Raw genomic sequence first — 23,253 nt, forward strand, 5'->3', positions numbered from 1 at the left:
GCCGGGGCTCAGGGCGCGAGGAGCGCGTCGACCTGTGCGGGGGAGAGCAGGTGGCGCCGCACCATCAGCGCGGCGCCGCGGGCTCCTGGCGCGCCGCGCGGGGCGGAGGGGAGGATGTCGAGGGAGCGGGTCGCCAGGGGCAGGGAGCGGCGGTAGACCACCTCGCGGATGCCGGCGAGGACCTCGTGGCTCGCCTCCGCGATGCTGCCGCCGATCACGATGACGGAGGGGTTCAGCAGGTTCACGCAGGTCGCGAGCACCTCGCCGATGTCGCGGCCGGCGGCGCGGGTGAGCTCGACCGCGGCGGCGTCGCCCGCGTGCAGCAGCGCGACCACATCCGAGGTGCTCGAGACGCCGAGGCGGCGCGCGATCGCGGAGCCGCTCGCGATCGCCTCGAGGTCGGCCTCGCCGCGATCGCCCGGCACCTGCACGTGGCCGAGGTCGCCGGCCGCGCCGAGGGCGCCGCGCTGGAGGACGCCTCCGCTGACGATGCCGGCGCCGATGCCGGTCGACACCTTCACGTAGAGCAGGTCGTCGACCTCGCGGTAGTGGTCGGCGTGCTCGCCGAGGGCCAGCAGGTTCACGTCGTTGTCGACGAGGACGGGCACGGGGAGGCGCGCGCCGACGAAGGCGGGGATGTCGAAGCGGTCCCAGCCCGGCATGATCGGCGGCTTCACGGGCCGGCCGGTCGCGTGCTCGACGGGGCCAGGGACGCCGACGCCCACTCCCGCGAGCGGTGCGCCTCCGGGGATCTCGGCGAGGAGAGCGTCGGCGACGTCGAGGGCGTGGCCGAGGACGCGGAGCGGGCCATCGGCGATGGCGATCGCCTCGCGCCTCTCGCCGAGGACGCGGCCGTCGAGGTCGGTGACGGCGATGGTGGCGTGCGCGGCGCCGAGGTCGATCGCGAGGAGTCGGCGGGCGGCCGCGTCGAATGCGACGCGTGCGGCGGGGCGGCCGCCGGAGGAGGGGGCGTCGTCGCGGCGTGCCACGAGGCCGGAGGAGGTGAGCGCGTCGAGCTGCGCCGAGACGGCGGCGCGGTGGGCGCCGGTCTCGGCGGCGACGTCGGCCCGGGTGCGGGCGACTCCGTCGGAGAGGAGGAGCAGCAGCCCGCCGGCCGCGCTCACGGCGGGTCGGCGGCGGAGTGGCATGGCGAGAGTCAACCACAGCGTCCGGGCTTCTGCTCGGCATTCCACTACTTACAACCAAGCGGCGCTCAGGTTTTGCTTGTCTCGCGACAGAAGCCGCCGTAGGGTCGGACCACCATCCTTTCGACGTCGAATCAGGAGCACTCCCGGTGGCCACACCCACAGACCTCTCCGTCCAGCTCTACTCGGTCCGCGAGCCCCTCGCCGCCGACCTGCCCGCCACGCTCGACCGGCTCGCCGGCATCGGCCTCACGAAGGTCGAGCTCTTCGACTTCGTCACCCTCGCCGAGGGCTACCGCACCGCCCTCCCCGCCAGCGGACTCACCGCACCGAGCGCCCACGCCCGCCTCCTCGGACCGCAGGAGGGCACCTCCGTCGACGAGATCCTCGACATCGCCGCCTCGCTCGGCGTGCAGACGGTCATCGACCCGCACGTCGATCCGGCCCGCTGGACGAGCGCCGACGACGTCAAGGCGATCGCCGACGACCTCAACGCCCTGGTCGACTCCGCCGCGGCGCGCGGGCTCGTGCTCGGCTACCACAACCACGCCTTCGAGTTCGAGAACCGCGTCGAGGGCCGCAGCGCCTTCGAGCACCTCGCGAGCCTCGTCGACCCGCGCATCGTCCTCGAGCTCGACACCTACTGGGCCGCGGTCGGTGGGGACGACCCCGTCGAGGTGCTCGGCCGACTCGGTGACCGGGTCCGCTTCCTCCACATCAAGGACGGACCGATCTCGAGCGACACGCAGGAGCAGCTCCCCGCGGGAGAGGGCGCGATGGACATCCCCGCGATCCTCGCGGCGGCGCCTCAGGCGCTCCCCGTGCTCGAGTTCGACGCGTACGCCGGCGACATCTTCGCTGGTCTCACCACCGGGTTCCGCTACGTCACCGGGATCGACGCATGACCGGCTCGGGCCGCGCCGGCGTCGGCGTCATCGGTGCGGGCAACATCAGCACGCAGTACCTCACCAACCTCACGACCTTCCCCGACCTCGAGGTCCTCTTCGTGGCCGACCTCGACCTCGACCGCGCGAAGGCCCAGGCCGAGACGTTCGGAGTCCCCGGGTCGGGCTCGGTCGACGAGCTCCTCGCGCACCCCGGCATCGAGATCGTCGTCAATCTGACGATCCCGGCAGCACACGTCGAGGTCGCCCGCCGCGCCATCGAGGCCGGCAAGCACGTCTGGACCGAGAAGCCCTTCTCGCTCGACCGCGACAGCGGAGTCGAGCTGCTCGCCCTCGCGAAGGAGAAGGGACTGCGCGTCGCCACGGCACCCGATACCTTCCTCGGCGCGGGTCTGCAGACCGCCCAGCGCGTCATCGAGAGCGGAGCGATCGGCACACCGCTCTCGGCCATCACCCTGTTCCAGGGCCCGGGGCCCGAGGGCTGGCACCCGAGCCCCGAGTTCTTCTTCACCGAGGGCGGCGGCCCGCTGCTCGACATGGGTCCGTACTACATCACGACCCTCGTGCAGAACCTCGGACCGGTCGAGAGCGTCACCGCGGTCTCGTCGCAGGCGCGGGCGACTCGCGTCGTCGGCTCCGGCCCCCGGGAGGGCACCGAGTTCCCGGTGACCATCCCCACGCACATCGGCGGACTGCTCCGCTTCGAGTCGGGGGCGTCGGCGCAGGGTGTCTGGAGCTTCGAGTCGAGCATGCTGCGGATGGGCTTCGTCGAGATCAACGGCTCCGAGGGGACCCTCGTCCTCCCCGACCCCAACATGCACGACGGCGAGATCACCCTCTACCGCCGCGGCCAGAAGGAGCCCGAGGTCATCCAGGCCACGGGCTCGACCGCCTCGCGCGGCACCGGCGTGCTCGAGCTGGCGCGCGCGATCCGCGCCGACCGGCCGGAGGCCGCCTCCGGCGACCTGGCCTACCACGTGACCGACGTCATGCTCTCGCTCCTCGAGGCCGCCGAGACCGGCGAGAAGGTGCTCGTCGAGAGCACCGTCGTGCCCCGCCCCGCGCTGCCCGAGGGCTGGGACCCGACCGAAGCGACCCTGGTCTGATGGCTGCCGCCCTCCGCGTCGGCGTGCTCGGCGGAGGCTTCATGGCCGCCGTGCACAGCCGCGCGGCCCGCAGCGCCGGTGCGGAGCTCGCGGGCATCGCCTCCTCCAGCCCCGCGAAGGGCGAGAGGGCGGCGAGCGAGCTCGGCTTCGAGCGGGCGTTCGCCGACGCCCGGGCGCTGATCGAGGACGACGACATCGACCTCGTGCACGTCTGCACGCCCAACGTGTCGCACGCCGAGCTCGCGCTCGCGGTCATCGCGGCGGGCAAGCACGTCGTCTGCGAGAAGCCGCTGGCCGCGACGGTCGAGGAGGCGCGCTCGCTCGCGCAGGCCGCCTCCGCCGCCGGGATCGTCGCCACGGTGCCGTTCGCCTACCGCTTCCACCCGATGGTGCGGGAGGCGCGGGCCCGGGTCGCGGCGGGCGAGACCGGGCGGCTGGTGACGGTGCGCGGCAGCTACCTGCAGGACTGGCTGCTGGGCGCCTCCGACGACAACTGGCGCGTCGACCCCGCGGCGGGCGGACGCTCGCGCGCCTTCGGCGACATCGGCTCGCACCTCGTCGACCTGCTCGAGTTCGTGACGGGGGAGCGCATCCTGTCGCTCGCCTCGGTCACGAGCACGATCCACGCCGAGCGGGGCGGCAGGCCGGTCGAGACGGAGGATGTCGCCGGCGCGATCGTGCGGTTGGCCGGCGGTGCCGTCGGAACGCTCCTGGTCTCGCAGGTGACCGCCGGGCACCGCAACGAGCTCGTGCTCGAGGTCTCGGGGGTCGAGGAGTCGCTGCGCTTCGAGCAGGAGCTGCCCGAGACGCTGTGGGTCGGGCGCCGCGACAGTGCGGTGCTCGTGCCACGGGACGGCGGCATCCTCGCTCCGGACGCGGCGCGGCTCTCGATCGTGCCGAGCGGGCATCCGATGGGCTATCAGGACGCGTTCACCGCGTTCGCCCGCGACACCTACGCGGCCGTCGCGGGTGCGGAGGTCGAGGGCCTGCCGACGTTCGACGACGGACTGCGCGCGGCGCTGATCACCGAGGCCGTGCTGGACGCGGCGGAGACCGGCGCCTGGGTCACCGTGCCCGGCCGCTGATACGAGGGAACCCCGCCCCGTCGAGGGAGCCTGCACGCGCAGGCCGTCTCGACGGGACGGGGTTCCCTCGATGTGGGGGAGCTACTCGGCGCCCTTGGCCGCGCGCTCGGCCTTGATGCGCGCCTGCTCGCGGCGCACCTCCGCGTAGCGGTTCTGCTCGACGCGCAGCCACTCGGGCACCTCGTCGAGCAGCGCCTGGATCTCGGTCGACGTGAGGGCCTCGGTGACGCCTCCGCGGGCGAGACCCGAGATCGAGACGTTGAGCCGGGAGGCGATGACCGGACGCGGGTGCGGCCCGTTCTCGCGCAGCTCCGTCAGCCAGGCCGGAGGGTTCTCGACGAGCTGGTCGTACTGCTCGCGGGTGATCGACGACTCCTGGAACTCCTCGGGGGTCGCCGGCAGGAAGATCTGCAGCTTCTTCGCCGCGGTCGCAGCCTTCATCGTCTGTGTCGCCTTGGCCATGCGGCAACCCTACCGGCGCCCGGCCGACCGCCTACCCTGGTGCGATGAGCGACGAGCCCGAGACCCCCGATCACGAGGCGGCCTCCGAGCCCGATGACGCGATCGACGCGGGTCCGGTGCTCACCGTGTCCCTCGTGCCCGGCGTCACGCCGACCAAGTGGACGCGCGTCTGGGGTCAGCGCCGTCCCGAGCTGCCGCTGCGCATCACGGTGATCGGCGAGCACGAGCAGGAGGAGGTGCTGCGCGACGGCCGAGCGACCCTCGCCTTCATCCGCGGCGTCGTCGGGTCGGCCGACGTCAGCTCGATCCATCTGTACGACGAGCAGCCCGTCGTGGTGCTCTGGCGCGAGCACGCGCTCGCCGACGCCGAGGGCGTCGAGGTCGCGCTGCTGGCCGACGAGCACCTGCTGCAGGATCCCGCGCAGGTGCCGGAGTGGGCGGCGCTCGCCGCCGAGATCGCGGACGGCTCGCGCCGGCCGCTGCCGGAGCTGCGCACGCTCGACGACGCGGTCGAGCAGGTCGCGGCGGGCGTGGGTGTCCTGATCCTCCCGCAGTCGGTCGCGCGGGTGCACAGCCGTAAGGACGTGGTGGCCGTCCCGGTCGAGGGAGTCGCGCCGACCTCGGTCCGCCTCGCCTGGCTGACGGAGGAGAAGAGCGACGACATCGAGGACTTCATCGGCGTGGTCCGAGGCCGCAGCGCCACCACCACGCGCGGCACCGCGGCGACGCCCAAGGTCGAGTCGCGTGCCAAGGCGGCCAAGGCGAAGGCCCGGGAGGCGCGCGAGGCGGCCGAGAAGGCGGGTGGCGGCAGGAAGAAGCCGGCTCGCAGCAGTGCGCCGAAGGCGATCGTGCGGCGGACGCGCAAACCCCGTGGACGCTGAGGTCTCGCTGCGCCCGGCTGCCCTGTCGGACGCGGCCTGGATCGCAGAGCTGCGCGCCGTCGTCATGCGACCCGATCTGGAGCGGCTGGGCCGCTACGACGCACAGCGGGTGCGGCGGCGATTCCTCGACGGGTACCGGCCCGAGCACACCAGGATCATCGAGCTCGACGGCGAAGCGGTCGGCTCCATCGCCGCGCGGGTCGAGGACGACGCGGTGTGGATCGAGCACTTCTATCTCGCGACCGCCGTCCAGGGGCGGGGCATCGGCAGCGCCGTGCTGGCGCGGGTGATGCGCGAGGAGGTGCGCCCGACCGGCCCTTCCGCATCGACGTGCTCAAGGAAGCGCCTGCGCGCAGGCTGTACGAGCGCCACGGGTTCGTCTGGGAGCGGGCCGAGGAGTGGGACGACATCCTGATCGCGTCTCCCGCCTGAGACCTGTTGCGTGCGCTCGCGAGCGCCTGCATACTGATTACCGAGTGGTAGTAGGTTTTAACTCCCCTCGGCGGCAGGCAGTACTCGATGACGAGAGGACGGCGCAGTGACGACAGCGAGTGAGCGCGTCGGCAGCGATAACGCCGTCGAGCGTCACCGCCTCTCCGGCTCCGGACCGGCCGGAGCATCAGGACCTCGGCCGGCACGGGCCGCCTCGCCACGGCCCTCGTCGTCCCGGCCGTCGTCGTCCCGGCCGTCGCCGTCCCGGCCGTCGAAGTCCTCCGGGAGAGGATGGACGTGCTGCCCCGATGCTTCCGCCCGCCTCCTCGTCCGCACAGCCTCCCTCCGTCCGATCAACCGAAAGCGAGAACGACCATGACCCTTCCCGTCGCCTCCGTCCAGCTCTACACGCTGGCCAAGGAATTCACGGAGGACCCGAGCGGGTCCCTCGACAAGCTCGCCGCCATCGGCCTCAAGAACGTCGAGGCGTTCGACTTCGTCGGCCGTCCGACCGAGATCCGCGCGGCCCTCGACGCCAGCGGGCTCGCCTCCCCGACCGGACACGCCCCTCTCCTCTCGGACGAGCTCTGGACGCCGGACGGCTCCATCCCGACGCCGGCCCCCGAGGTCGTCTTCGCGGCGGCCGCCGAGATCGGCATCACCACGGTCATCGACCCCTTCGTCGCCGCGGACCGCTGGCTCACCGAGGACGGCGTCGCCGATATCGCGGACCGCCTGAACAAGGCCGCGGAGGTCGCAGCGACCTTCGGCCTCACCGTCGGCTACCACAACCACGCGCAGGAGTTCATCGCCTCCTTCGACGGCCAGACCGCCTACGAGCGCTTCGTCGCCACGACCGACGAGCGCGTCGCCATCGAGCTCGACCTGTTCTGGGCGCTGACCGGAGGCCAGGACGGCGCCGCGCTCGTGTCGAAGCTGGGCTCGCGCCTGATCGCGGTGCACGTGAAGGACGGCATCGCGCCGGCAGAGAACCCCTTCGCGCCCGGCGCCCCGGCCTTCGGCTCGGACACGCTCGACCAGCGCCGTCCCGGCGAGGGCGACGTGCCGCTCATCGCCGCGCTCCAGGCCGGAGAGGGTGCGATCAAGTACGCCGTCATCGAGTACGACAAGGCCCCCGGAGACGTGTTCGCCGACATCCGGGCCAGCTACGACTTCCTCGTGAAGGGCGGGTACGCCGCATGAGCGGGTCCGTCGGAGTCGGCATCATCGGCGTGGGCGTCATCAGCGACACCTACCTCGAGAACCTGAAGTCGTTCCCGGACGTGGAGGTCCTCGTCGTCGGCGATCTGCTGCTGGACCGGGCGAAGAGCCAGGCCGAGAAGCACGGCGTGCCCGCCTGGGGCTCGGCGGAGGACGTGCTCGCGCACCCCGACGTGCAGGTCGTCGTCAACCTGACCGTCCCCTCCGCGCACATCGCGGTGTCCTCGGCCGCTATCGCCGCCGGCAAGCACGTCTGGAGCGAGAAGCCGCTCGGACTCGACCGCGAGGGTGCCGCCGCACTGCTGCGCGACGCGGCCGCCCGCGGGCTCCGCGTCGGCTCCGCGCCCGACACCGTGCTCGGCCCGGGGTTCCAGACGGCCAAGCGCGCCATCGCCGAGGGCGTCATCGGCGAGCCGATGTTCGCCTCCACGGCCTTCCAGACCGTCGGACCGGATCTGTGGCACCCGAGCCCGGCCTTCCTCTTCGAGCAGGGCGCCGGCCCGCTGCTGGACATGGGGCCGTACTACTTCACCGGCCTCGTGAGCCTCTTCGGCTCGGTCGAGCGCGTCGCCGCACTCGGCCGCAAGAAGCTCGAGGAGCGGGTCATCCAGAGCGGCCCCGACGCCGGGACGGCGTTCCCGGTCGAGGTGCCCACCTCGCTGCAGGTCCTGACCTCGTTCGCGGCGGGCCAGCAGGCGTCGAGCCTGCTCAGCTTCGACTCCGCGCTCGAGCGCCACGGCGTCTTCGAGATCCACGGCACGGAAGGGTCGCTGGTCATCCCCGACCCGAACCAGTTCTCGGGCCGCACCGCCTTCGTGAAGGCCCGCACCTCGATCGCCGACGGCGAGTGGGGCGAGCAGGAGTGGACCGAGATCGAGCAGAAGGGCACGGTCGTGGGCCGCGGCCTCGGCCTGCTCGACATGGTCCGCGCCATCGCCGAGGACCGTCCGCACGTCGCCACCGGCGAGCTGGGCTTCCACGTCCTCGACGTCATGCTCTCGGCGGAGGAGTCGGTGCGCACCGGCGAGTTCGTCGCGATCGGCAGCTCCGTCCCCGCGCCGGTGCCGGCCGTGCCGGTCGACTTCGACCCGTTCGCGCAGACGCTCTGACGTCCGCCCGCCCTGCCGGGTCTCCGGGCCCCGGCAGGGCGGCGGCCCAGACGCCGGAGCGACGGCGCGCAGGCCGCTGTCGGGGGTCGCGGCTAGGGTTCGCGTCATGCCTACGAGCGATGAGACCTGGACCCTGGCCGACCACGACGTACCCGTCTACCGCAGCGGTGACGGGGAGCACGCCCTCATCGTGATCCACGAGGTGTGGGGAGTGGACGGGCACATCCGCTCGGTCGCCGACCGGTACGCGGCCGAGGGGTTCCGCGTGGTCGCGCCCGAGCTGCTGGCCGAGAGCGGGCTGCTCGAGCAGCTCGACACCGAGCAGCGCGCCGACTACGACCACCCGGTGCGCAGGCTTCCCCGCCAGGTCGAGCTGCGCACGTTCTTCGCGCCCGTCTTCACTCCCGAGCACGCGAAGCGCTCGGTCGCGATCCTCCAGGCGCTGGTGACCCGGCTGCTGAGCGAGGAGGGGGTGCTGAGCGTCTCGGTCACGGGCTTCTGCTACGGCGGCACGTTCAGCTACGCGCTGGCGCTGGCCGAGCCGCGCCTCGCCTCCGCCGTGCCGTTCTACGGGCACTGCACCGCCTCCGACGAGGAGCTCGCCGCACTCGAGGTCGCGGTGCTCGCCTTCTACGGCGACCAGGACGCGCCGCTGATGGCGCAGGTTCCGCGGATCCGCGAGGCCACAGCCGGGAAGGACGTCGAGCTGGTCGTCTACCCGGGTGCGGGGCACGCGTTCTTCAACGACTCCAACGACGGCACGTACGACGAGACCGCGGCGACCGATGCGTGGCCGCGTGCGCTCGAGTTCCTGCGGGCCCACGCGATCTGAACCGATCGATTCGTCACGAGAGGCTCCCTCGAGGACGCGGAGGGAGCATCTCGTGACCGCTCGATGAGTCGCTACGCGACGTCCTTCACGGTGCCGCCCGTGATGTGCAGGCGGCGCTGGGCGCGGCGGGCGACCGCGGAGTCGTGGGTCACGATCACCAGGGTGAGGCCGAGGTCCTTCCAGAGCGTCTCGAGCAGCGTCATGATGTCGTCGCGCGTGTCCTCGTCGAGGGCGCCGGTCGGCTCGTCGGCCAGCAGTACCTTCGGGTTCTTGACCAGCGCCCGGGCGATGGCGACGCGCTGCTGCTGACCGCCCGAGAGCTCGGCCGGCAGGTGGTCGAGGCGGTCGGCCAGCCCGACGGAGGCGAGGGCCTCCTCCGCCCGTGACGCCCGCTCGGCCGGCCGGATCCTCTGCGGCGCGAGCGCCGTCTCGACATTCTCGAGCGCGGTGAGCGTCGGGATCAGGTTGAAGCTCTGGAAGACGATGCCCACCTCCGTCGCCCTGACCGCCGCCAGTCGGCCGTCGCCGGCGGAGGAGATCTCGTGCTCGCCGAGCACGACGGTGCCCGAGGTCGGCCGGTCGAGGGCGCCGAGCATCTGCAGCAGTGTCGACTTGCCGCCGCCGGTCGGACCCTGGACGGCGACCATCTGGCCGTCGGGGATGGTGAGCGTGACGTTCTTCAGCGCCGTGATCGTCGTCTTCGCTCCGGCGTAGCTCTTGCTGACGTTCGTGAGGGTGTACATGTCGATGTCCTTCCGAGAGGGGTGGGCCGGCTCAGCCGACGGAGCGCAGGGCGGCGGCGGGGCGGAGGCGGGCGGCGCGCCAGCCTCCGACGGCTCCGGCGAGCAGGCCGCCGAGGACGGCGAGGCCGACCGCGAGCAGGATCACGGGGACGGTGATCGGGAGCGAGAGGGCGATCTCGGTGGCGGCCGCCGTCTGCGCGGCGCCGGGTCCGCCTCCGAAGCCGCCGCCGGGGCCCGCGGCCGCCGTCGTCGTAGCCGAGCTGCCCGAGAGCGTCGGCGCGATCATGTTGACGACCGCGACGCCGAGGAGCCCGAGCACGATGCCGGCGGCGCCTCCGATCAGCCCCTGCACCACGGATTCGCCGGCGACCTGGCGGACGATCGAGCCGTTGGTCCAGCCGATGGCCTTGAGGGTGCCGAACTCGCGGGTGCGCCGGGTGACGCCCGAGACGGTGAACAGCGTCGCGATCAGGAACGCGGCGGCGAGGACCAGCAGCGAGAGCCAGGTGCCGAGGTTCGCGACCAGGTCACCCGCGGTCGAGAGCGAGCCCGAGACCGAGGAGGCGAGGTCGGACTGCGTCGACACGGTGGTGTCGGGCAGCGCGGTCCGGATGTCGGTCTGGATCCGGCCGATGTCCTCGGAGGACGCGGCCTGCACGTAGACGGCGGAGATCATGCCGTCCTCACCCGAGAGCGTCTGCGCGACGTCGAGCGGGATGTAGGTGTCCGAGGCGGTGGAGGCGTCCGTCGAGTCGGAGGTGACGATGCCGATCACGCTGAACCCTGTGCCGCCGATGTCGAGGGTCGAGCCGACCGAGAGCTCGGCGGTCGTGGCGTAGGACGAGTCGATCAGGACCACGTTCTGCCCTGCGTCGTCGGCGGTGAAGGTGCGCCCATCGGTGAGGCTCACGTCGGCCAGGGGGCCGATCGCGGAGCCGGCGGGGTCGAGGCCGAGCACCGAGAAGGAGTCGACGTCGAACGAGGATCCACCGGCGCCGTCGGGACCGCCGGTGGGCGCCTCGCCGGTGGCGGACTGGTCGGGCGCGGTGCCGGTGCCCGCCTGGCTCCTGTCGGGAAGCTCGCCGTCGAAGGTCGTGTCGGTCAGCGACAGCACGCCGATGGCGTTCTGCACGTTCTCGACTCCGAGCACGGTGTCGACGGCGGTGGCGTCGAACGTCGTCGTGCCGCGGTCGGCCTCGAGCCGCGACTGGCTGACCGAGGTGGTGCTGCCGTCGGTGGTGCCGTCCGCCGAGCCGAAGTCGAACTGCTGGCCCGGCCCGTCTCCCTCGGCGGGAGCCGTCGCGGCCTGGGTCACGGTGATGTCGGTGCCGACTCCGTAGACGGATTCGAGGACCGAGGCCTGGGCGTTCTGCACGCCGGCCGAGAAGGCGTTGACGAGGATGACCAGGGCGATGGCGAGGGCCGTCCCGGCCGAGACGATGACGGTCTGCCGTCGCCGGTTGGTGAGCTCTCGCCTGAGATAGGTGACGAACATGGGTTCCTTCGGTCGGGGGAACCGAGCGGTGTCGTCCACCCGGCGTCCCGACCCTAGGAATGCGCTCTATGCGGACCGTCGCCGCCGCCTATGGGTCGCCGATGAGCCGCTACAGCAGGCTTCGGACGAGCTGGAACGTCCGCTCGGGCGCCTCCAGGTGCATGTCGTGGTGCACGCCGGGGAGGCGGCGCACGGCCCAGCCCTGCGCCTCCAGCCGCGTCGCGAGGGCATCGGGCAGCACCGCGGGCGAGTCGTCCGACAGCACGATCGTCGACGGCACCGCCGGGGCGCCGACCTCGACGGGGTGGAAGGCGACATCGCGGAAGACGCCGATCGCCATCCCGCCGTCGAAGCGCCGGCGGGCGTCGTCGAGCGAGGTGCGGACGGCCGGGGGATAGGCGCGTCTGATCGGCGCGCCCTTGCGCGCCTGCACGAGCCCCGCCGCGCCCATCGTCAGCTGCGGCACCGCCCAGAACAGCCGCCCGGCCATGCCGGTGGTGGGCAGTGCCAGCGCGAAGCCGGGGTCGAGGTAGACGGCGCGAGCGGGGCGGAGGCGCGCGACGGCCCGCACGAGCACCGACCCGCCGAGCGAGTGGCCGACCACGGCGTGCAGGTCCGCCGGCAGGCTCTCGGCGAGGTCGTCGGCGAAGTCGTGCAGGCGGTAGGAGGAGGCGCGATCGCTTCCTCCGTGCCCGCGCAGGTCGACGGTCGTCACTGTGAACCCACCGGTCGCGACCAGTCGGTCCACGAGCGGCGCCCAGGTCGCACCGTCGGCCCCGAGGCCGTGCACGAGGCCCACGTGGCGCTCGCCGTCGCCGGTCGTCGTCGTGCTGAGTCGCATGGCACCGTTCCTTCTCGAGAGCGTCGGCGTGGCAGTGGAGGGCCCCGGAGACCCGCCGCGGTCTCCGGGGCCCGGGGAGTCAGCGGACCGACTTGATGGGGAGGACCGCCAGGGCGCCGAGCGCCACGAACACGATGCCCGAGACGAACAGCACGGGGTAACCGCCGGTGAGCGCGACCAGTCCCGCCGCGATCGAGGGGCTGAGCGCCTGGGGCAGCGTCGTGGCGAGTCCGAGGATGGCGAGGTCGCGGCCGGCCGAGCTGGCACCCGCGGTCATCGAGACGGGGAGCACCTCGGTCATCAGCGCGAGGTCGATCGAGATGTAGGCGCCGAAGCCCAGGCCGAGCAGGAAGCTGTAGATCAGGATTCCGGTCGTGGTCGGCAGGACCAGCGGCACGGCGAGCCCGATGGCCATGATGACCGAGGCCCAGATGATGAACGGCTTGCGGCGGCCCAGCCGGTCGGAGAGCACTCCGCTGGCCAGCGCCGAGATCAGCACACCGAGCAGCAGGACGATGCCGATCTGGGCGGCGAAGCCGTTGGACTCCTCGTCGCTCAGACCGATGTAGTCGCGCAGGATGTAGAGGCCGAAGGTTTGGGCGCCGTAGAACCCGATGACCATGAGGAAGCGGGCGGCGAAGGCCCAGGCGAAATCGGGGTGCTTGCGAGGGTCGACCCAGAAGCCGCGGAGGAACTCGCCCATCGACGGGCGGGGCGCCGCTGTCTCGTCGCGGCTCGAGCGGTCGGGGTTGACGAGCACGAAGCCGGCGACGATGACCAGCAGGAGCACGGCGAGCACGATGTAGGGAAGCGAGCCGGAGCCGGCCATCGACCCGGCGATGACGGCGCCGGCCGCATTGCCGACGGTGATGCCGAGTCCGATGAGGCCCGAGACGCCTCCGCGCTTGGCCGCCGGGAACCGGTCGGGAACGAGAGCGGTCGCGGCCGCCTGCAGGGCGTTGAGGCCGAGCTGCACGACGAGCCAGATCAGCGCGACCGTGATCACCGAGCTCGCCAGGGGGAGCCCGAGCACGAAGCCGCCGGCGAGCAGCGCACCGCCGACCATCCACGGGGAGCGGCGGCCGAACCGCGAGCGCGTCGCGTCGGACAGGGCGCCGGCGAGGGGCTGTGCGATGACGTTCGCGAGGAACGCGACCGTGGTCACGATCGCCAGGTTGCCGATCTTGTTCGCCGCGTCGATGTTCGAGACGAGGTTCGGGATGAGGATGCCGAGCCCGCCGGAGTTGATGGCGAGGATCGCCACGTAGACGAGCGCGAGCCCGACCGAGAGGCGGCGGAGGCGGAGGGGGCCGGTGACGAGCGGCGGGTTCTCGGCGACGCCGGTCGCGCCGGTCGAGCCGGGGGGCGGGGTGGTGTCGGAGGCCGAGAGGCCGTGATCGGGCTGGCGGGGAACGACGTTGTTCATGAGGGCTCCTGAGCTGGGGGCGGCGGTGCCGCTCGGGGACGATCCACTCTCAGCCCTGGCGCCTCTCGGCGACAATGGTCGGAGCTTCTACACTCGAGCGAGGCAATGGAGGAACCGTCCATGACGCAACGGCAGTGGCTCGATCTCCTCGCCGACCAGGCCGACGTGCCCGAGCTGGAGGCGCACCGCGCAGCCCTCGCCGCCGCCGGCTCCGAGGAGGCCGACGCCGAGGCGCGGTCGGCGATCGGGATCGCCGTGCTGCTGCAGGAGCGGCGGCACCGCGTCGTCGAGCTCGCGGCCCTCAATGACATCGCGGGTCGCCTCGCCGCCGTCGCCGACCCGGGAGAGCTGCTGGTCGAGGTCGTCGACCAGGCCAGGAGGCTCCTCGGCGTCGACCTCACCTACGTCGCGCTGCTCGACGGTGACGACCTCGAGATCCGCGTCGCCAGCGGTGATCGCTCGACGCACCTCGTCGGGGTCCGGCTGCCGCGCTCCGCCGGGCTCGTCGGCAGCGTCCTCGGCACCGGATCTCCGCGGTGGACCTCGGACTACGCGGCCGACGGCGACCTCGTGCACGAGGAGGGCGCCGACCGCGCCGCCGCCGCGGAGTCGATCCGCGGTCTGCTCGGGGTGCCGATGACGGTGCGCGGCCAGATCCTCGGAGTGCTGCTGGCGGCCAAGCGCGAGGAGCGCCGCTTCGGGGAGCACGAGATCAGCGTCCTCACCGCCCTCGCGGCCCACGCCGCGGTCGCGCTCGACAATGCGAGCCGGGCCCGCGAGCTGCGCGACGCGAAGGACGGCTTGGAGGCGACGCTCCGGCTCGACGCGGAGCTCACCCGGGCGGTGCTCGCGGGAGGACATCCCGCCTCTCTCGTGGAGCGCGTGCAGGCGATGACCGAGGCCTCCGTGCGCTGGTTCGACCACCCGGGCCCCGGCCCGATCGGCTCGGCGCTGGCGGGTGCCGCCGAGTCGGGCGGCACGGAGAGCCTCCGGGTGGGCACCGAGCTGGTGCAGCCCGTGATGGCGGCGGGCACTCTGTTCGGGGCGCTGGTCGTCGGCACCGGTCCCGCGGCCGCCGCGCACGACTCCGGTGCGACCCCGATCGACGCCGTCCTGCTGGTCGAGCGCGCGGCTCCGCTCATCGCGCTCACCCTGGTCGGCGCGCGGGCGACCGCGCGAGCCGCGCAGCTCGGCCGCGACATCGCGACCATCGACCTCCTCAGCCGCACCGAGCACGATCCGGCGGCCGAGAACCGGCGCTGGTGGGGCGCGGGCCTCGACCCGCGACGGCCGCACCACGTGGTCGTCGTGAGCGGCGATCCCGGCCGGGCCCGGCGCTACATCACCGGGCTGCCCCTCGGCGAGCGGATCGCATCGGCTGTGCACCGCGATCAGCTCGTGCTCGTGGTGCCGGCGACCCTCGACCTCGAAGCGCTCTGGGGCGGAGAGGGCGCGCCCGCCGCCGGGCTGGCGGGGCCGGTGACCGAGCCGGCGGGGCTGCGCTCAGCGCACGCCGAGGCGAGCCGCACCGCACGGGTCATGACGACGCTCGGCCGCTCCGGTGTGCTCGCGCGCGCCGACGACCTGGGGGTCTTCGCGGTGCTGCTCAGCCGCACGGGCCGGCAGGAGCTGCGCGACCAGGCCGCCCGCGAGCTCGGCGCCGTGCTCGCCGAGGAGGCGGCGCGCGGCGTTCCGCTGATCGAGACGCTGGAGGCGTTCCTCGAGCAGGGACGGCGGCCCACCGCGACGGCGACGGCGCTCCGCGTGCACGTCAACACCGTCTACCAGCGGCTCGCGACCCTCGACCGGCTGCTCGGCAGCGAGTGGCGCGACCGCTCGCTCGAGCTGCAGGTCCTGCTGCGTCTGCGCCGAGCGGCGGGCGACCTCGACGACGTCTGACGCGCTCCCCTGCATCCCGGATCGGGCCGGGAGGGGTTCCCCGCCGTCCACGGGCGGTCGTAGGCTCGCGCCCAACCGGAACGCGCCGATCCCGGCGCAGGACGAGCCGACGGAGGCGCCGATCATGACTGCGACCAGCGACACGAAGACCGCCCCGCCCGAGCTGAAGCGGGTCCTCGGCCCCAAGCTCCTGCTCCTGTTCGTCGTCGGCGACATCCTCGGCACCGGCATCTACGCCCTCACCGGGCAGGTCGCGGCCGAGGTCGGCGGAGCCGCCTGGCTGCCGTTCGTGATCGCCTTCGTCGTCGCGACGCTCACCGCCTGCTCGTACCTCGAGCTGGTCACCAAGTTCCCGCAGGCGGCGGGCGCCGCTCTCTACGCGCACAAGGCGTTCGGGATCCACTTCGTCACGTTCCTGGTCTGCTTCACGGTGATGGCGAGCGGGATCACCTCGGCGAGCGCCGCCTCCGGAGCGTTCGCGAGCAACTTCGCCCTCGGCTTCGGCCTGGGCGACGGCGCCGGCGTGCGGCTGAGCATCGCGCTGGTCTTCATGGTCTGCATCGCGCTGGTGAACCTCCGCGGCGTCGCCGAGAGCGTGGGCCTGAACGTCGTGCTGACGCTGATCGAGCTCTCGGGTCTGCTGCTGGTGATCTTCGTCTGCTTCTTCGCGGTCTTCGGAGGCAACGCCGACTTCTCGCGGGTCGTCGCCTTCGAGAGCCCCGAGGACAAGTCGCTCCTGCTCGCGGTGAGCACCGCCACCTCGCTCGCCTTCTTCGCGATGGTCGGCTTCGAGGACTCGGTGAACATGGCGGAGGAGACCAAGGAGCCCAGCCGCATCTTCCCGAAGGTGATGCTCACCGGACTCGGCATCACCGCGGTCGTCTACGTGCTGGTCTCGACGCTCGCCGTCGCGATCGTGCCGGTCGGCGAGCTGGCCGGCAACGACACTCCGCTGGTCACGGTCGTCGAGACCGCGGCGCCCGACTTCCCGATCTCGACGCTGCTGCCGTTCATCTCGCTCTTCGCCGTCGCGAACAGCGCGCTGATCAACATGATGATGGCCAGCCGTCTGCTCTACGGGATGAGCAAGCAGGGCGTGCTCCCGCCGTTCCTGCGCAACGTGCTCCCGGGTCGGCGCACGCCGTGGGCGGCCATCCTCTTCACGACCGTCATCGCGCTCCTGCTCACCGCGTACGTGTCGCGCGACCCGTCCGACCCGATCGTGGTGCTGCTGGGAGGCACCACGTCGCTCCTGCTCCTCGCCGTCTTCGCTGTGGTGAACGTCTCGGTGCTCGTGCTGCGCAGGCAGCCCGTCGACCATCGGCACTTCCGGACGCCGACGGTGCTGCCGATCCTGGGTGCGGTCGCGTGCCTCTACCTGGTGCTGCCGATCACCTCGGGTCGCGACATCGCGCAGTACGAGATCGCGGGGGTGCTGCTGGTGGCGGGCGTGCTGCTGTGGTTCGCGACGTTCATCGACCGGCGGGTGCGCGGCTACGCACGCTCGGCGAAGGTCGAGGACATGGAGGCGGCCGATCCGACGAAGGAGGGCTGACCCTCCGGCCGGTGCCCGGGACACAGGGACGGCATCGGGCGCGCATAGCCTCCTCATAGGAATCTGTCGATACTTGTGAGACATGAGCATCCCGGCCCCCTCGAAGCACGTCGCCTCCGCGCAGCGCACCCGCCTCAAGCGCGCGGACGGATCCCCGATCCGCGTCCTCGTCGTCGACGACGAGAGCACCCTCACCGATCTGCTGCAGATGGCGCTGCGCTACGAGGGCTGGGAGGTGCGCACCGCGGCCGAGGGTCGTGCCGCGATCACGATCACCCGCGAGTTCCGCCCGGATGTCATCGTTCTCGACGTGATGCTCCCCGACATCGACGGGCTGCAGGTGCTGCAGCGCGTCCGCGCCGACGGCAGCGAGACCCCGGTGCTCTTCCTGACGGCGAAGGACGCGCTCGACGACCGCATCGCCGGCCTCACCGCGGGCGGCGACGACTACGTCACCAAGCCGTTCTCCCTCGAGGAGCTCGTCGCCCGGATGCGCGGCCTCATCCGCCGCTCGACCCTGCTCGCGAACGACGTCGACGACCCCGAGGTCGTCGTCGGCGACCTGGTGCTCAACGAGGACAGCCACGAGGTGCGCCGCGGCGACACCGACATCGAGCTCACCGCCACCGAGTTCGAGCTGCTCCGCTTCCTGATGCGCAACCCGCGCCGGGTGCTGAGCAAGGCGCAGATCCTCGACCGGGTCTGGTCGTACGACTTCGGCGGCAAGTCGAGCGTGGTCGAGATCTACATCTCCTACCTCCGCAAGAAGATCGACGCCGGCCGCTCGCCGATGATCCACACGGTGCGCGGCGCCGGCTACATGCTGAAGCCCGCGGAGTAGTGGCGCGCCCGCGCCCGACCTGGGGCGACTTCGCCACCCGCTCGGCTCTGCGCGGCTCCCGCGCGGGGCGGCGCGTGCCGTGGACGCTGCGGCGCCGGATGGTCGTCGCGGTGGTCGCGATGATCGCGGTCACCGCCGGCATCGTCGGGGCGGTCAGCGTGCTGTCGCTGCAGACGATCCTGCTCGATCGGGCGGATCAGCAGCTGGACCAGTCTCTGGGGCGGCTCACCGAGTTCGACGGGCCCGGACAGTTCGCCGGTGCGAGCGCCGTCGAACGTGCGACGAGCTGCCCGACCGGCTCGTTCGGCGGCGGACCCAACCAGAACATCAACACGATCACGGCGCTCCAGCGCTCCGACGGCACCTACGTCGGCACCTACGTCGACGTCGACGACGACTGCCAGGAGTTCGTCGAGCCGGCCGACTCCGTGCTCTCGCAGGTCGCGGCCGCCTCCGACGCGGTGACGGTCGATCTCGGTGGGCAGCTCGGGGAGTACCGCGCCCAGTCGACCGTCGTGGACGGCGCGGTCGTCATCGTCGGAGTCCCGCTGAGCGAGGGGCAGTCCACGCTGCGCTCGCTCACGGTCGTCGTCGTGATCGTCGTGCTCGCCGCGATGCTGCTGGTCGCCCTGATCGCGACCGCGATCATCCGCGTGGCGCTGCGTCCGCTCGAGCGGGTCGAGGCCACCGCGACCCGGGTCGCCGAGCTGCCCCTCGAGCGCGGCGAGGTCGAGCTGGTCGAGCGGGTCGCGGAGGAGGACGCCGACACCCGTACCGAGGTGGGCCGGGTGGGTGCCGCCTTCAACCTCATGCTCGACCACGTGGGCGGCGCTCTGGAGGCACGCCAGGCCAGCGAGAACAAGGTGCGCCAGTTCGTGGCCGACGCCTCGCACGAGCTGCGGACCCCGCTCGCCGCGATCCGCGGTTACGCCGAGCTGCCGCGGCGAGGCGACGTCGAGCTGCCGGAGGCGGCGACGTACTCGCTCGACCGGATCGAATCGGCGGCGACCCGGATGACCTCGCTGGTGGAGGACCTCCTGCTGCTCGCGCGGCTCGACGAGGGGCGCGACCTCGAGAGGGAGCCGGTGGATCTGACGATGGTGCTGATCGAGGCGGTGTCGGACGCGCACGTCGCCGGGCCCGACCACGAGTGGGATCTCGAGCTCCCGGAGGAGCCCGTCGAGATCCGCGGCGACGGCTTCCGGCTGCACCAGGTGGTCGCGAACCTGCTGCGGAACGCGACCGTGCACACGCCGCCCGGCACCCGCGTCGTCGCGGCGCTCGCCGAGGACCACGACGCCGCCGGCCGTCCGATCGCAGTCGTCACCGTCACCGACTCCGGGCCCGGGATCGACCCGGCGCTGGTGCCGGTGCTGTTCGAGCGCTTCGCGCGTGGTGACTCGTCGCGGGCTCGCACGACCGGCTCGACCGGGCTCGGGCTGGCGATCGTGGCGGCGGTGGTCGACGCGCACGGCGGGCGGGTGCTGGTCGAGTCGGCGCCGGGCCGGACGGTCTTCCGCGTGGAGCTGCCGGCCGGCTGAGGCCGCCGGTGCGGCGTGCGGGTGCCGGTGCGGTGTGCAGGTGCTGGTGCGGTGTGCAGGTGATCCGAGCGAAGTGCCGCATCCTGCCGCGTGATCGCCTCCGGACAAGCCGGATCTCCTGCACATCGCACCGACTCCTGCAGATCGCACGCCGGCCGGGAGGCCGTGCACGTGGACCCGGTGGTGCGATCTGCAGGCGATGCCACCTCTCCTGTGGTTGGCATGCGGATGCAAGCGCTCTCTCGCTCGGTGCTCCTGCACATCGCACCATCTCCTGCAGATCGCACGTCCCGCGGTCGGGACGTCGGGCGCTAGACCGACACGCCGAGGCGGCGGCGCGCGTCGTCGAGCGTCCGCACCACCTGCACGACCTCGTCGAGCGGGTGCAGCGGCGACTCGGTGCGGCCCTCCGACACGTACTGCGCGAGGTGCAGCGCCTCCCAGGCGAGACCCTCGCCGCCCTGCAGCGCCGAATCGTCGGTCCACGTCCCGCTGTCGGAGTCGCGGGTGAGCGTCACGCCGCCCGGGCTCCAGAACGACGGGTGCACGTCGATCCGCCCCTCGCCGCCCGCTACCCACGCCGCCTGCGGAGTGTCGGCCAGCACGGTGGACGTCGCGATCGACTGCACGCCGTGCGCGTGGCGCCCGACGATGGTGGCGGTGGCGTCGACCCCGGTCGAGGCGAGACCGCCCGACACCTCGGTGCTCTGCGGGGTGCCGGCGACCATCGAGACGAACGAGGAGGCGTAGACGCCGACGTCGAGCAGGCCGCCGCCCGCGAGCGCCGGGTCGAAGATGCGGCTCGCCGGGTCGAAGGGGAACGCCGCGCCGAAGTCGGCGGAGACCAGCGCGAGCGGGCCGACGGCGCCGTCGGCGACGAGCTGCCGCACCACGTCCATGTGCGGCAGATAGCGCATCCACATCGCCTCCATCGCGAAGACCCCGGCGTCGCGCGCCGCGTGCACGATCATCTCGGCCTCGCCGGGCGTGGGCGCGAACGGCTTCTCGACCAGGATGTGCTTGCCCGCGGCGATGGCGAGCAGCGCCTGGCGGGCGTGCTCGGAGTGGGGCGACGCGATGTAGACGACGTCCACCTCCGGATCGTCCACGACCGCGTCGTAGCCGGCCGAGGCGCGCTCGATGCCGAAGCGCTGGGCGAACCGCTCGGCGCGCTCGAGCGAGCGGGAGCCGACGGCGACGACCCGCTGTCGCGTGTGCTTCTGCAGGGCCCCGACGAAGCTGCCGGCGATCCCGCCCGGGGCGACGACCCCCCACTTCAGAACGGGCGAGTCGAGGAGGGAGGGGAGCCGAGGTTCCGGGAGCGTCAGTGCCATTCCTCCACGCTATCCCGCGCTCCCGGCCCGCCCAGGGATCGAGACTCCAGGAGTCGTCGCTCTCGGTGCTCGAGTACGACGACTCCTGCGTTCTCGCGGCGGTCGCGACGCCCTAGTGTGTGACCCGCGCGCGGAGCAGCGGGCAGGAGGAGGAGCCATGCCCGAGTGGTACACCCTGGGTGTCGTCGGTCTGGTGATCGTGCTCGTCGTCGTCGCGATCGTGCGCTTCCGGCAGAACCCGGTGCTGGTGCTCGCCGTCGGCGCCGCCGCGATCGGGCTGCTGACCGGGCTCGGCCCTGTCGACACCGTCTCGACGATGACCCGCGGCTTCGGCGACGTGATGATGGAGGCCGGCCTCCTGATCGGCTGGGGCGTCCTGATCGGCGCGATGCTCAACGAGATGGGCGCCGTGGTGCGCCTCGTCGAGGGCCTGATGCGGATCTTCGGGCGCCGCGGGATCCCCTACGCACTCGGGCTCTCGTTCGCCACGTACCTGCAGACGATCTTCGTCGACGCGCTGATCGTGATCGCCGCCCCGCTCGCGCGGAAGATCGCGCCGCGGCTCGGGCGGGCCGGCACCGGCATCATCGCGGTGACCTTCGCCGTCGGCCTCGAGATGGGCATCGTGATGATGGTCCCGGGCTTCGCGGCGGTCGCGCTCGCCGGGCTCCTCGGGGTGCCGCTCGGCGTGATGATGCTCGGCGGCTTCGCCGTGGTGGCGCCGACGGTCGTGGTGACGATCCTCCTGATGTCCCTCGCGTTCCGGATGGGCTTCTGGGACCCGGCGCGAGACGAGCAGGTCCTGCTGCGCGACGAGGCACCGGTGCTCGTCGCGGCGTCGGACGGAGAGCCGCGCCCGGCCAGTCCCGACTTCTCCTCCCCGGGCCGTTCCGCTCCCGACGGCGCTGGCGCCCCCGATGCTCCCCGCGAGCGCCCGCTCCTCCTCCTCTTCGCACCGATGCTCCTCGCGCTGCTGCTGATCGCCTCCGAGGCCGTGCTGACCGTCGCCGGAGCCGAGGTGCCGGTGCTGCAGTTCCTCGGCGATCCCGTGATCGCGCTGCTGATCGCCGTGATCGCTACCGGAGCCGTCGGCCGCTCGGTGGTCGGAGCGAAGCGGATCGAGAAGGCGGTCGCGAAGGGATTCCAGGACGGCGGCCAGATCTTCCTGCTGACCGGAGTGGGCGGCAGCCTCGCGGCGGTGATCGCGGAGGGAGACCTCGGCGAGCTGCTCAAGGGCTACTTCTCGGCGTCGGCGACCGCGCCGCTCCTGCTCGTCTGGCTGATGGCGGCCGTGCTGCACATCGCCGTCGGCTCGGTGACGCTCTCGGCGATCACGGCGGCGGGAGTCGTGGCGCCGGTCGCGGCGACGCTCGGACTCGATCCGCTGCTGGTCGCGCTGGCCGCCGGCTCGGGCGCCCTCTTCTGCATCCACGTCACCTCCAACACGTTCTGGCTGCTGCAGAGCTTCCTCGGGCAGTCCGTCCGCGGCGCCCTCAAGTCGGTGACGGTCGGCGTCTCGCTGGCCTCCGTGATCGCGCTCGGCATGACCCTCCTGCTCTCGCTCGTCCTGCGCTGACCCTGCGCTCTCCGGCCGCCTCCGCGAGATGCCACTTCGGTAGGCGACACGCCGAAGAACGCGTACCGAAGTGGCATCTCGCGGGCAGGTCGGGCGGGCGGCAGGATGGCGGCATGCTCCGCGCCACTGACCTGCCCTGGGACCGGATCCGCGACGAGGGGCCCGCGGTCGCGCTGCTGCCGTTCGGGGCACTCGAGGCGCACGGCTTCCACCTGCCGCTGTCGACCGACACGCTCGTCGCCGAGGCCGTGGCCGAGCGGATGGCCGGCCGGCTCGGCGCGCTCCTGCTCCCGGCGATCCCCTACGGAGCCACCGCCGGCACCGCGGGCTACCCCGGCACCGTGTCGCTCTCGGCTCCCACCGTCACCGCGATCACGGTCGACATCGCCCGGGCGCTCGACGCCTCCGGGACGATGCTCGTGATCGTGAACGGCGACTGGGGCAACCGCGCCCCGCTGCGGGCGGCCGTCGACCTTCTCCGCGCCGAGGGCATCGACGCGCTCCAGCTCGACTACCCCGGGTTCGAGGAGGCGGCGCTCCGGGTCCGCGAGTCGCGGCCCGCCGCGGCCGGGCTGGCGCACGCCGAGGAGCTCGAGACCTCCCTCGTGCTCGCCCTCGCTCCCGAGCTGGTCCTGCCCGAGCGCTACGTCGTCTGCTACCCGGTGTTCCCGCCCGAGTTCGGTACCGTCGAGATGCCGCTGCACCCGTTCTCGGAGTCGGCGGTGTTCGGCGACCCGACGTCCGCCACCGCGGCCAAGGGGGAGGCGATCCTCGGCGCCGTCGTCGAGGCGTCGATCGCGGCGGTCGAAGCGGCGAGGGGCTGA

21 protein-coding genes are annotated in these 23,253 nt (G+C 72.5%); 14 read left to right on the plus strand and 7 right to left on the minus strand.

All coding sequences use genetic code 11. From position 1 onward, the window contains the following. Nucleotides 1–8: 8 nt before the first annotated feature. Nucleotides 9–1,148, minus strand: coding sequence for an ROK family protein (locus ASG06_RS09985; RefSeq protein WP_056041583.1), 1,140 nt, complete (start codon nucleotides 1,146–1,148; stop codon nucleotides 9–11). A 146-nt stretch (nucleotides 1,149–1,294) separates the two neighbouring features. Between ASG06_RS09985 and ASG06_RS09990 the strand changes: the two genes are divergently transcribed. From ASG06_RS09990 to ASG06_RS10000, 3 genes are read left to right on the plus strand one after another with little or no spacing between them, the layout of a single operon-like run. Further along, complete coding sequence (locus ASG06_RS09990) at nucleotides 1,295–2,050, plus strand: sugar phosphate isomerase/epimerase family protein (protein WP_056041585.1); 756 nt, start codon at nucleotides 1,295–1,297, stop codon at nucleotides 2,048–2,050. Next, nucleotides 2,047–3,156: a Gfo/Idh/MocA family protein gene (locus ASG06_RS09995; RefSeq protein WP_056041587.1), complete on the plus strand. Its 1,110-nt coding sequence runs from the start codon at nucleotides 2,047–2,049 to the stop codon at nucleotides 3,154–3,156. Before ASG06_RS09990 ends, ASG06_RS09995 begins: the two co-directional genes overlap by 4 nt. Then, a complete protein-coding gene (locus tag ASG06_RS10000) occupies nucleotides 3,156–4,241 on the plus strand; it encodes a Gfo/Idh/MocA family protein (protein WP_056041588.1) in 1,086 nt (361 codons plus the stop codon). The genes ASG06_RS09995 and ASG06_RS10000 overlap by 1 nt, the downstream gene beginning before the upstream one ends. Before the next feature lie 81 nt (nucleotides 4,242–4,322). Here the strand turns inward: ASG06_RS10000 and ASG06_RS10005 are convergent, their stop codons facing one another. Further along, nucleotides 4,323–4,703, minus strand: coding sequence for a DUF5997 family protein (locus ASG06_RS10005; protein WP_056041589.1), 381 nt, complete (start codon nucleotides 4,701–4,703; stop codon nucleotides 4,323–4,325). A gap of 44 nt (nucleotides 4,704–4,747) precedes the next feature. Here ASG06_RS10005 and ASG06_RS10010 point away from each other — a divergent pair, with 44 nt between their 5' ends. The 5 genes from ASG06_RS10010 (at nucleotide 4,748) to ASG06_RS10030 (ending at nucleotide 9,178) form a co-directional block, all read left to right on the plus strand. Beyond that, complete coding sequence (locus tag ASG06_RS10010) at nucleotides 4,748–5,584, plus strand: LysR substrate-binding domain-containing protein (RefSeq protein WP_056041591.1); 837 nt, start codon at nucleotides 4,748–4,750, stop codon at nucleotides 5,582–5,584. Continuing rightward, nucleotides 5,574–5,999, plus strand: a complete 426-nt coding sequence (locus ASG06_RS10015) for a GNAT family N-acetyltransferase (protein WP_327205491.1) — start codon at nucleotides 5,574–5,576, stop codon at nucleotides 5,997–5,999. Before ASG06_RS10010 ends, ASG06_RS10015 begins: the two co-directional genes overlap by 11 nt. Nucleotides 6,000–6,391: 392 nt before the next feature. Then, a complete protein-coding gene (locus tag ASG06_RS10020; protein ID WP_056041593.1) occupies nucleotides 6,392–7,219 on the plus strand; it encodes a sugar phosphate isomerase/epimerase family protein in 828 nt (275 codons plus the stop codon). Continuing rightward, entirely contained in the window at nucleotides 7,216–8,346 is a 1,131-nt protein-coding gene (locus ASG06_RS10025) for a Gfo/Idh/MocA family protein (protein ID WP_056041595.1), read from the plus strand. The genes ASG06_RS10020 and ASG06_RS10025 overlap by 4 nt, the downstream gene beginning before the upstream one ends. 106 nt (nucleotides 8,347–8,452) lie before the next feature. Further along, nucleotides 8,453–9,178 carry a dienelactone hydrolase family protein gene (locus tag ASG06_RS10030; RefSeq protein WP_056041596.1) on the plus strand — a complete coding sequence of 242 codons (726 nt, stop codon included), beginning with the start codon at nucleotides 8,453–8,455 and terminating at the stop codon, nucleotides 9,176–9,178. Between the two features lie 71 nt (nucleotides 9,179–9,249). On the opposite strand, the gene ASG06_RS10035 is transcribed toward ASG06_RS10030, so the two are convergent. The 4 genes from ASG06_RS10035 to ASG06_RS10050 form a co-directional block, all read right to left on the minus strand. Next, nucleotides 9,250–9,921, minus strand: coding sequence for an ABC transporter ATP-binding protein (locus ASG06_RS10035; protein ID WP_056041598.1), 672 nt, complete (start codon nucleotides 9,919–9,921; stop codon nucleotides 9,250–9,252). A 31-nt stretch (nucleotides 9,922–9,952) separates the two neighbouring features. After that, on the minus strand, nucleotides 9,953–11,416 hold the full coding sequence (locus tag ASG06_RS10040; RefSeq protein WP_056041600.1) for an ABC transporter permease: 1,464 nt from the start codon (nucleotides 11,414–11,416) through the stop codon (nucleotides 9,953–9,955). Nucleotides 11,417–11,525: 109 nt separating this feature from the next. Next, on the minus strand, nucleotides 11,526–12,257 hold the full coding sequence (locus tag ASG06_RS10045; RefSeq protein WP_056041602.1) for an alpha/beta fold hydrolase: 732 nt from the start codon (nucleotides 12,255–12,257) through the stop codon (nucleotides 11,526–11,528). A gap of 79 nt (nucleotides 12,258–12,336) precedes the next feature. Beyond that, nucleotides 12,337–13,683: an MFS transporter gene (locus ASG06_RS10050; protein ID WP_056041604.1), complete on the minus strand. Its 1,347-nt coding sequence runs from the start codon at nucleotides 13,681–13,683 to the stop codon at nucleotides 12,337–12,339. 120 nt (nucleotides 13,684–13,803) lie between these two features. On the opposite strand from ASG06_RS10050, the gene ASG06_RS10055 reads away from it, so the two are divergent. From ASG06_RS10055 to ASG06_RS10070, 4 genes are all read left to right on the plus strand, one after another. After that, the gene (locus ASG06_RS10055; RefSeq protein ID WP_056041606.1) at nucleotides 13,804–15,582 is read left to right on the plus strand and encodes a helix-turn-helix domain-containing protein; all 1,779 of its coding nucleotides are present in this window, start codon (nucleotides 13,804–13,806) and stop codon (nucleotides 15,580–15,582) included. 124 nt (nucleotides 15,583–15,706) lie between these two features. Further along, on the plus strand, nucleotides 15,707–17,137 hold the full coding sequence (locus ASG06_RS10060) for an APC family permease (protein WP_056041608.1): 1,431 nt from the start codon (nucleotides 15,707–15,709) through the stop codon (nucleotides 17,135–17,137). Nucleotides 17,138–17,219: 82 nt separating this feature from the next. Next, the gene (locus tag ASG06_RS10065; protein WP_056041610.1) at nucleotides 17,220–17,978 is read left to right on the plus strand and encodes a response regulator transcription factor; all 759 of its coding nucleotides are present in this window, start codon (nucleotides 17,220–17,222) and stop codon (nucleotides 17,976–17,978) included. After that, nucleotides 17,978–19,519, plus strand: a complete 1,542-nt coding sequence (locus ASG06_RS10070) for a sensor histidine kinase (protein ID WP_056041612.1) — start codon at nucleotides 17,978–17,980, stop codon at nucleotides 19,517–19,519. The genes ASG06_RS10065 and ASG06_RS10070 overlap by 1 nt, the downstream gene beginning before the upstream one ends. Nucleotides 19,520–19,830: 311 nt before the next feature. Here ASG06_RS10070 and ASG06_RS10075 read toward each other — a convergent pair whose 3' ends face one another. Continuing rightward, nucleotides 19,831–20,853, minus strand: a complete 1,023-nt coding sequence (locus tag ASG06_RS10075; RefSeq protein WP_056041614.1) for a Gfo/Idh/MocA family protein — start codon at nucleotides 20,851–20,853, stop codon at nucleotides 19,831–19,833. 157 nt (nucleotides 20,854–21,010) lie between these two features. Here ASG06_RS10075 and ASG06_RS10080 point away from each other — a divergent pair, with 157 nt between their 5' ends. Both ASG06_RS10080 and ASG06_RS10085 read left to right on the plus strand, forming a co-directional pair. After that, nucleotides 21,011–22,429, plus strand: coding sequence for a GntP family permease (locus ASG06_RS10080; protein ID WP_056041616.1), 1,419 nt, complete (start codon nucleotides 21,011–21,013; stop codon nucleotides 22,427–22,429). 113 nt (nucleotides 22,430–22,542) lie between these two features. After that, entirely contained in the window at nucleotides 22,543–23,253 is a 711-nt protein-coding gene (locus ASG06_RS10085; RefSeq protein ID WP_056041618.1) for a creatininase family protein, read from the plus strand.

Source organism: Rathayibacter sp. Leaf185 (genome assembly GCF_001423885.1).
Taxonomy (GTDB): domain Bacteria; phylum Actinomycetota; class Actinomycetes; order Actinomycetales; family Microbacteriaceae; genus Rathayibacter.

What these genes read in the sequence shown, in the direction of transcription:
- ASG06_RS09985 (WP_056041583.1), bottom strand. Translation starts at nt 1,148, where the DNA reads ATGCCACTCCGCCGCCGACCCGCCGTGAGCGCGGCCGGCGGGCTGCTG.
- ASG06_RS09995 (WP_056041587.1), top strand. Translation starts at nt 2,047, where the DNA reads ATGACCGGCTCGGGCCGCGCCGGCGTCGGCGTCATCGGTGCGGGCAAC.
- ASG06_RS10000 (WP_056041588.1), top strand. Translation starts at nt 3,156, where the DNA reads ATGGCTGCCGCCCTCCGCGTCGGCGTGCTCGGCGGAGGCTTCATGGCC.
- ASG06_RS10005 (WP_056041589.1), bottom strand. Translation starts at nt 4,703, where the DNA reads ATGGCCAAGGCGACACAGACGATGAAGGCTGCGACCGCGGCGAAGAAG.
- ASG06_RS10010 (WP_056041591.1), top strand. Translation starts at nt 4,748, where the DNA reads ATGAGCGACGAGCCCGAGACCCCCGATCACGAGGCGGCCTCCGAGCCC.
- ASG06_RS10020 (WP_056041593.1), top strand. Translation starts at nt 6,392, where the DNA reads ATGACCCTTCCCGTCGCCTCCGTCCAGCTCTACACGCTGGCCAAGGAA.
- ASG06_RS10025 (WP_056041595.1), top strand. Translation starts at nt 7,216, where the DNA reads ATGAGCGGGTCCGTCGGAGTCGGCATCATCGGCGTGGGCGTCATCAGC.
- ASG06_RS10030 (WP_056041596.1), top strand. Translation starts at nt 8,453, where the DNA reads ATGCCTACGAGCGATGAGACCTGGACCCTGGCCGACCACGACGTACCC.
- ASG06_RS10035 (WP_056041598.1), bottom strand. Translation starts at nt 9,921, where the DNA reads ATGTACACCCTCACGAACGTCAGCAAGAGCTACGCCGGAGCGAAGACG.
- ASG06_RS10040 (WP_056041600.1), bottom strand. Translation starts at nt 11,416, where the DNA reads ATGTTCGTCACCTATCTCAGGCGAGAGCTCACCAACCGGCGACGGCAG.
- ASG06_RS10045 (WP_056041602.1), bottom strand. Translation starts at nt 12,257, where the DNA reads ATGCGACTCAGCACGACGACGACCGGCGACGGCGAGCGCCACGTGGGC.
- ASG06_RS10050 (WP_056041604.1), bottom strand. Translation starts at nt 13,683, where the DNA reads ATGAACAACGTCGTTCCCCGCCAGCCCGATCACGGCCTCTCGGCCTCC.
- ASG06_RS10055 (WP_056041606.1), top strand. Translation starts at nt 13,804, where the DNA reads ATGACGCAACGGCAGTGGCTCGATCTCCTCGCCGACCAGGCCGACGTG.
- ASG06_RS10060 (WP_056041608.1), top strand. Translation starts at nt 15,707, where the DNA reads ATGACTGCGACCAGCGACACGAAGACCGCCCCGCCCGAGCTGAAGCGG.
- ASG06_RS10065 (WP_056041610.1), top strand. Translation starts at nt 17,220, where the DNA reads ATGAGCATCCCGGCCCCCTCGAAGCACGTCGCCTCCGCGCAGCGCACC.
- ASG06_RS10075 (WP_056041614.1), bottom strand. Translation starts at nt 20,853, where the DNA reads ATGGCACTGACGCTCCCGGAACCTCGGCTCCCCTCCCTCCTCGACTCG.
- ASG06_RS10080 (WP_056041616.1), top strand. Translation starts at nt 21,011, where the DNA reads ATGCCCGAGTGGTACACCCTGGGTGTCGTCGGTCTGGTGATCGTGCTC.
- ASG06_RS10085 (WP_056041618.1), top strand. Translation starts at nt 22,543, where the DNA reads ATGCTCCGCGCCACTGACCTGCCCTGGGACCGGATCCGCGACGAGGGG.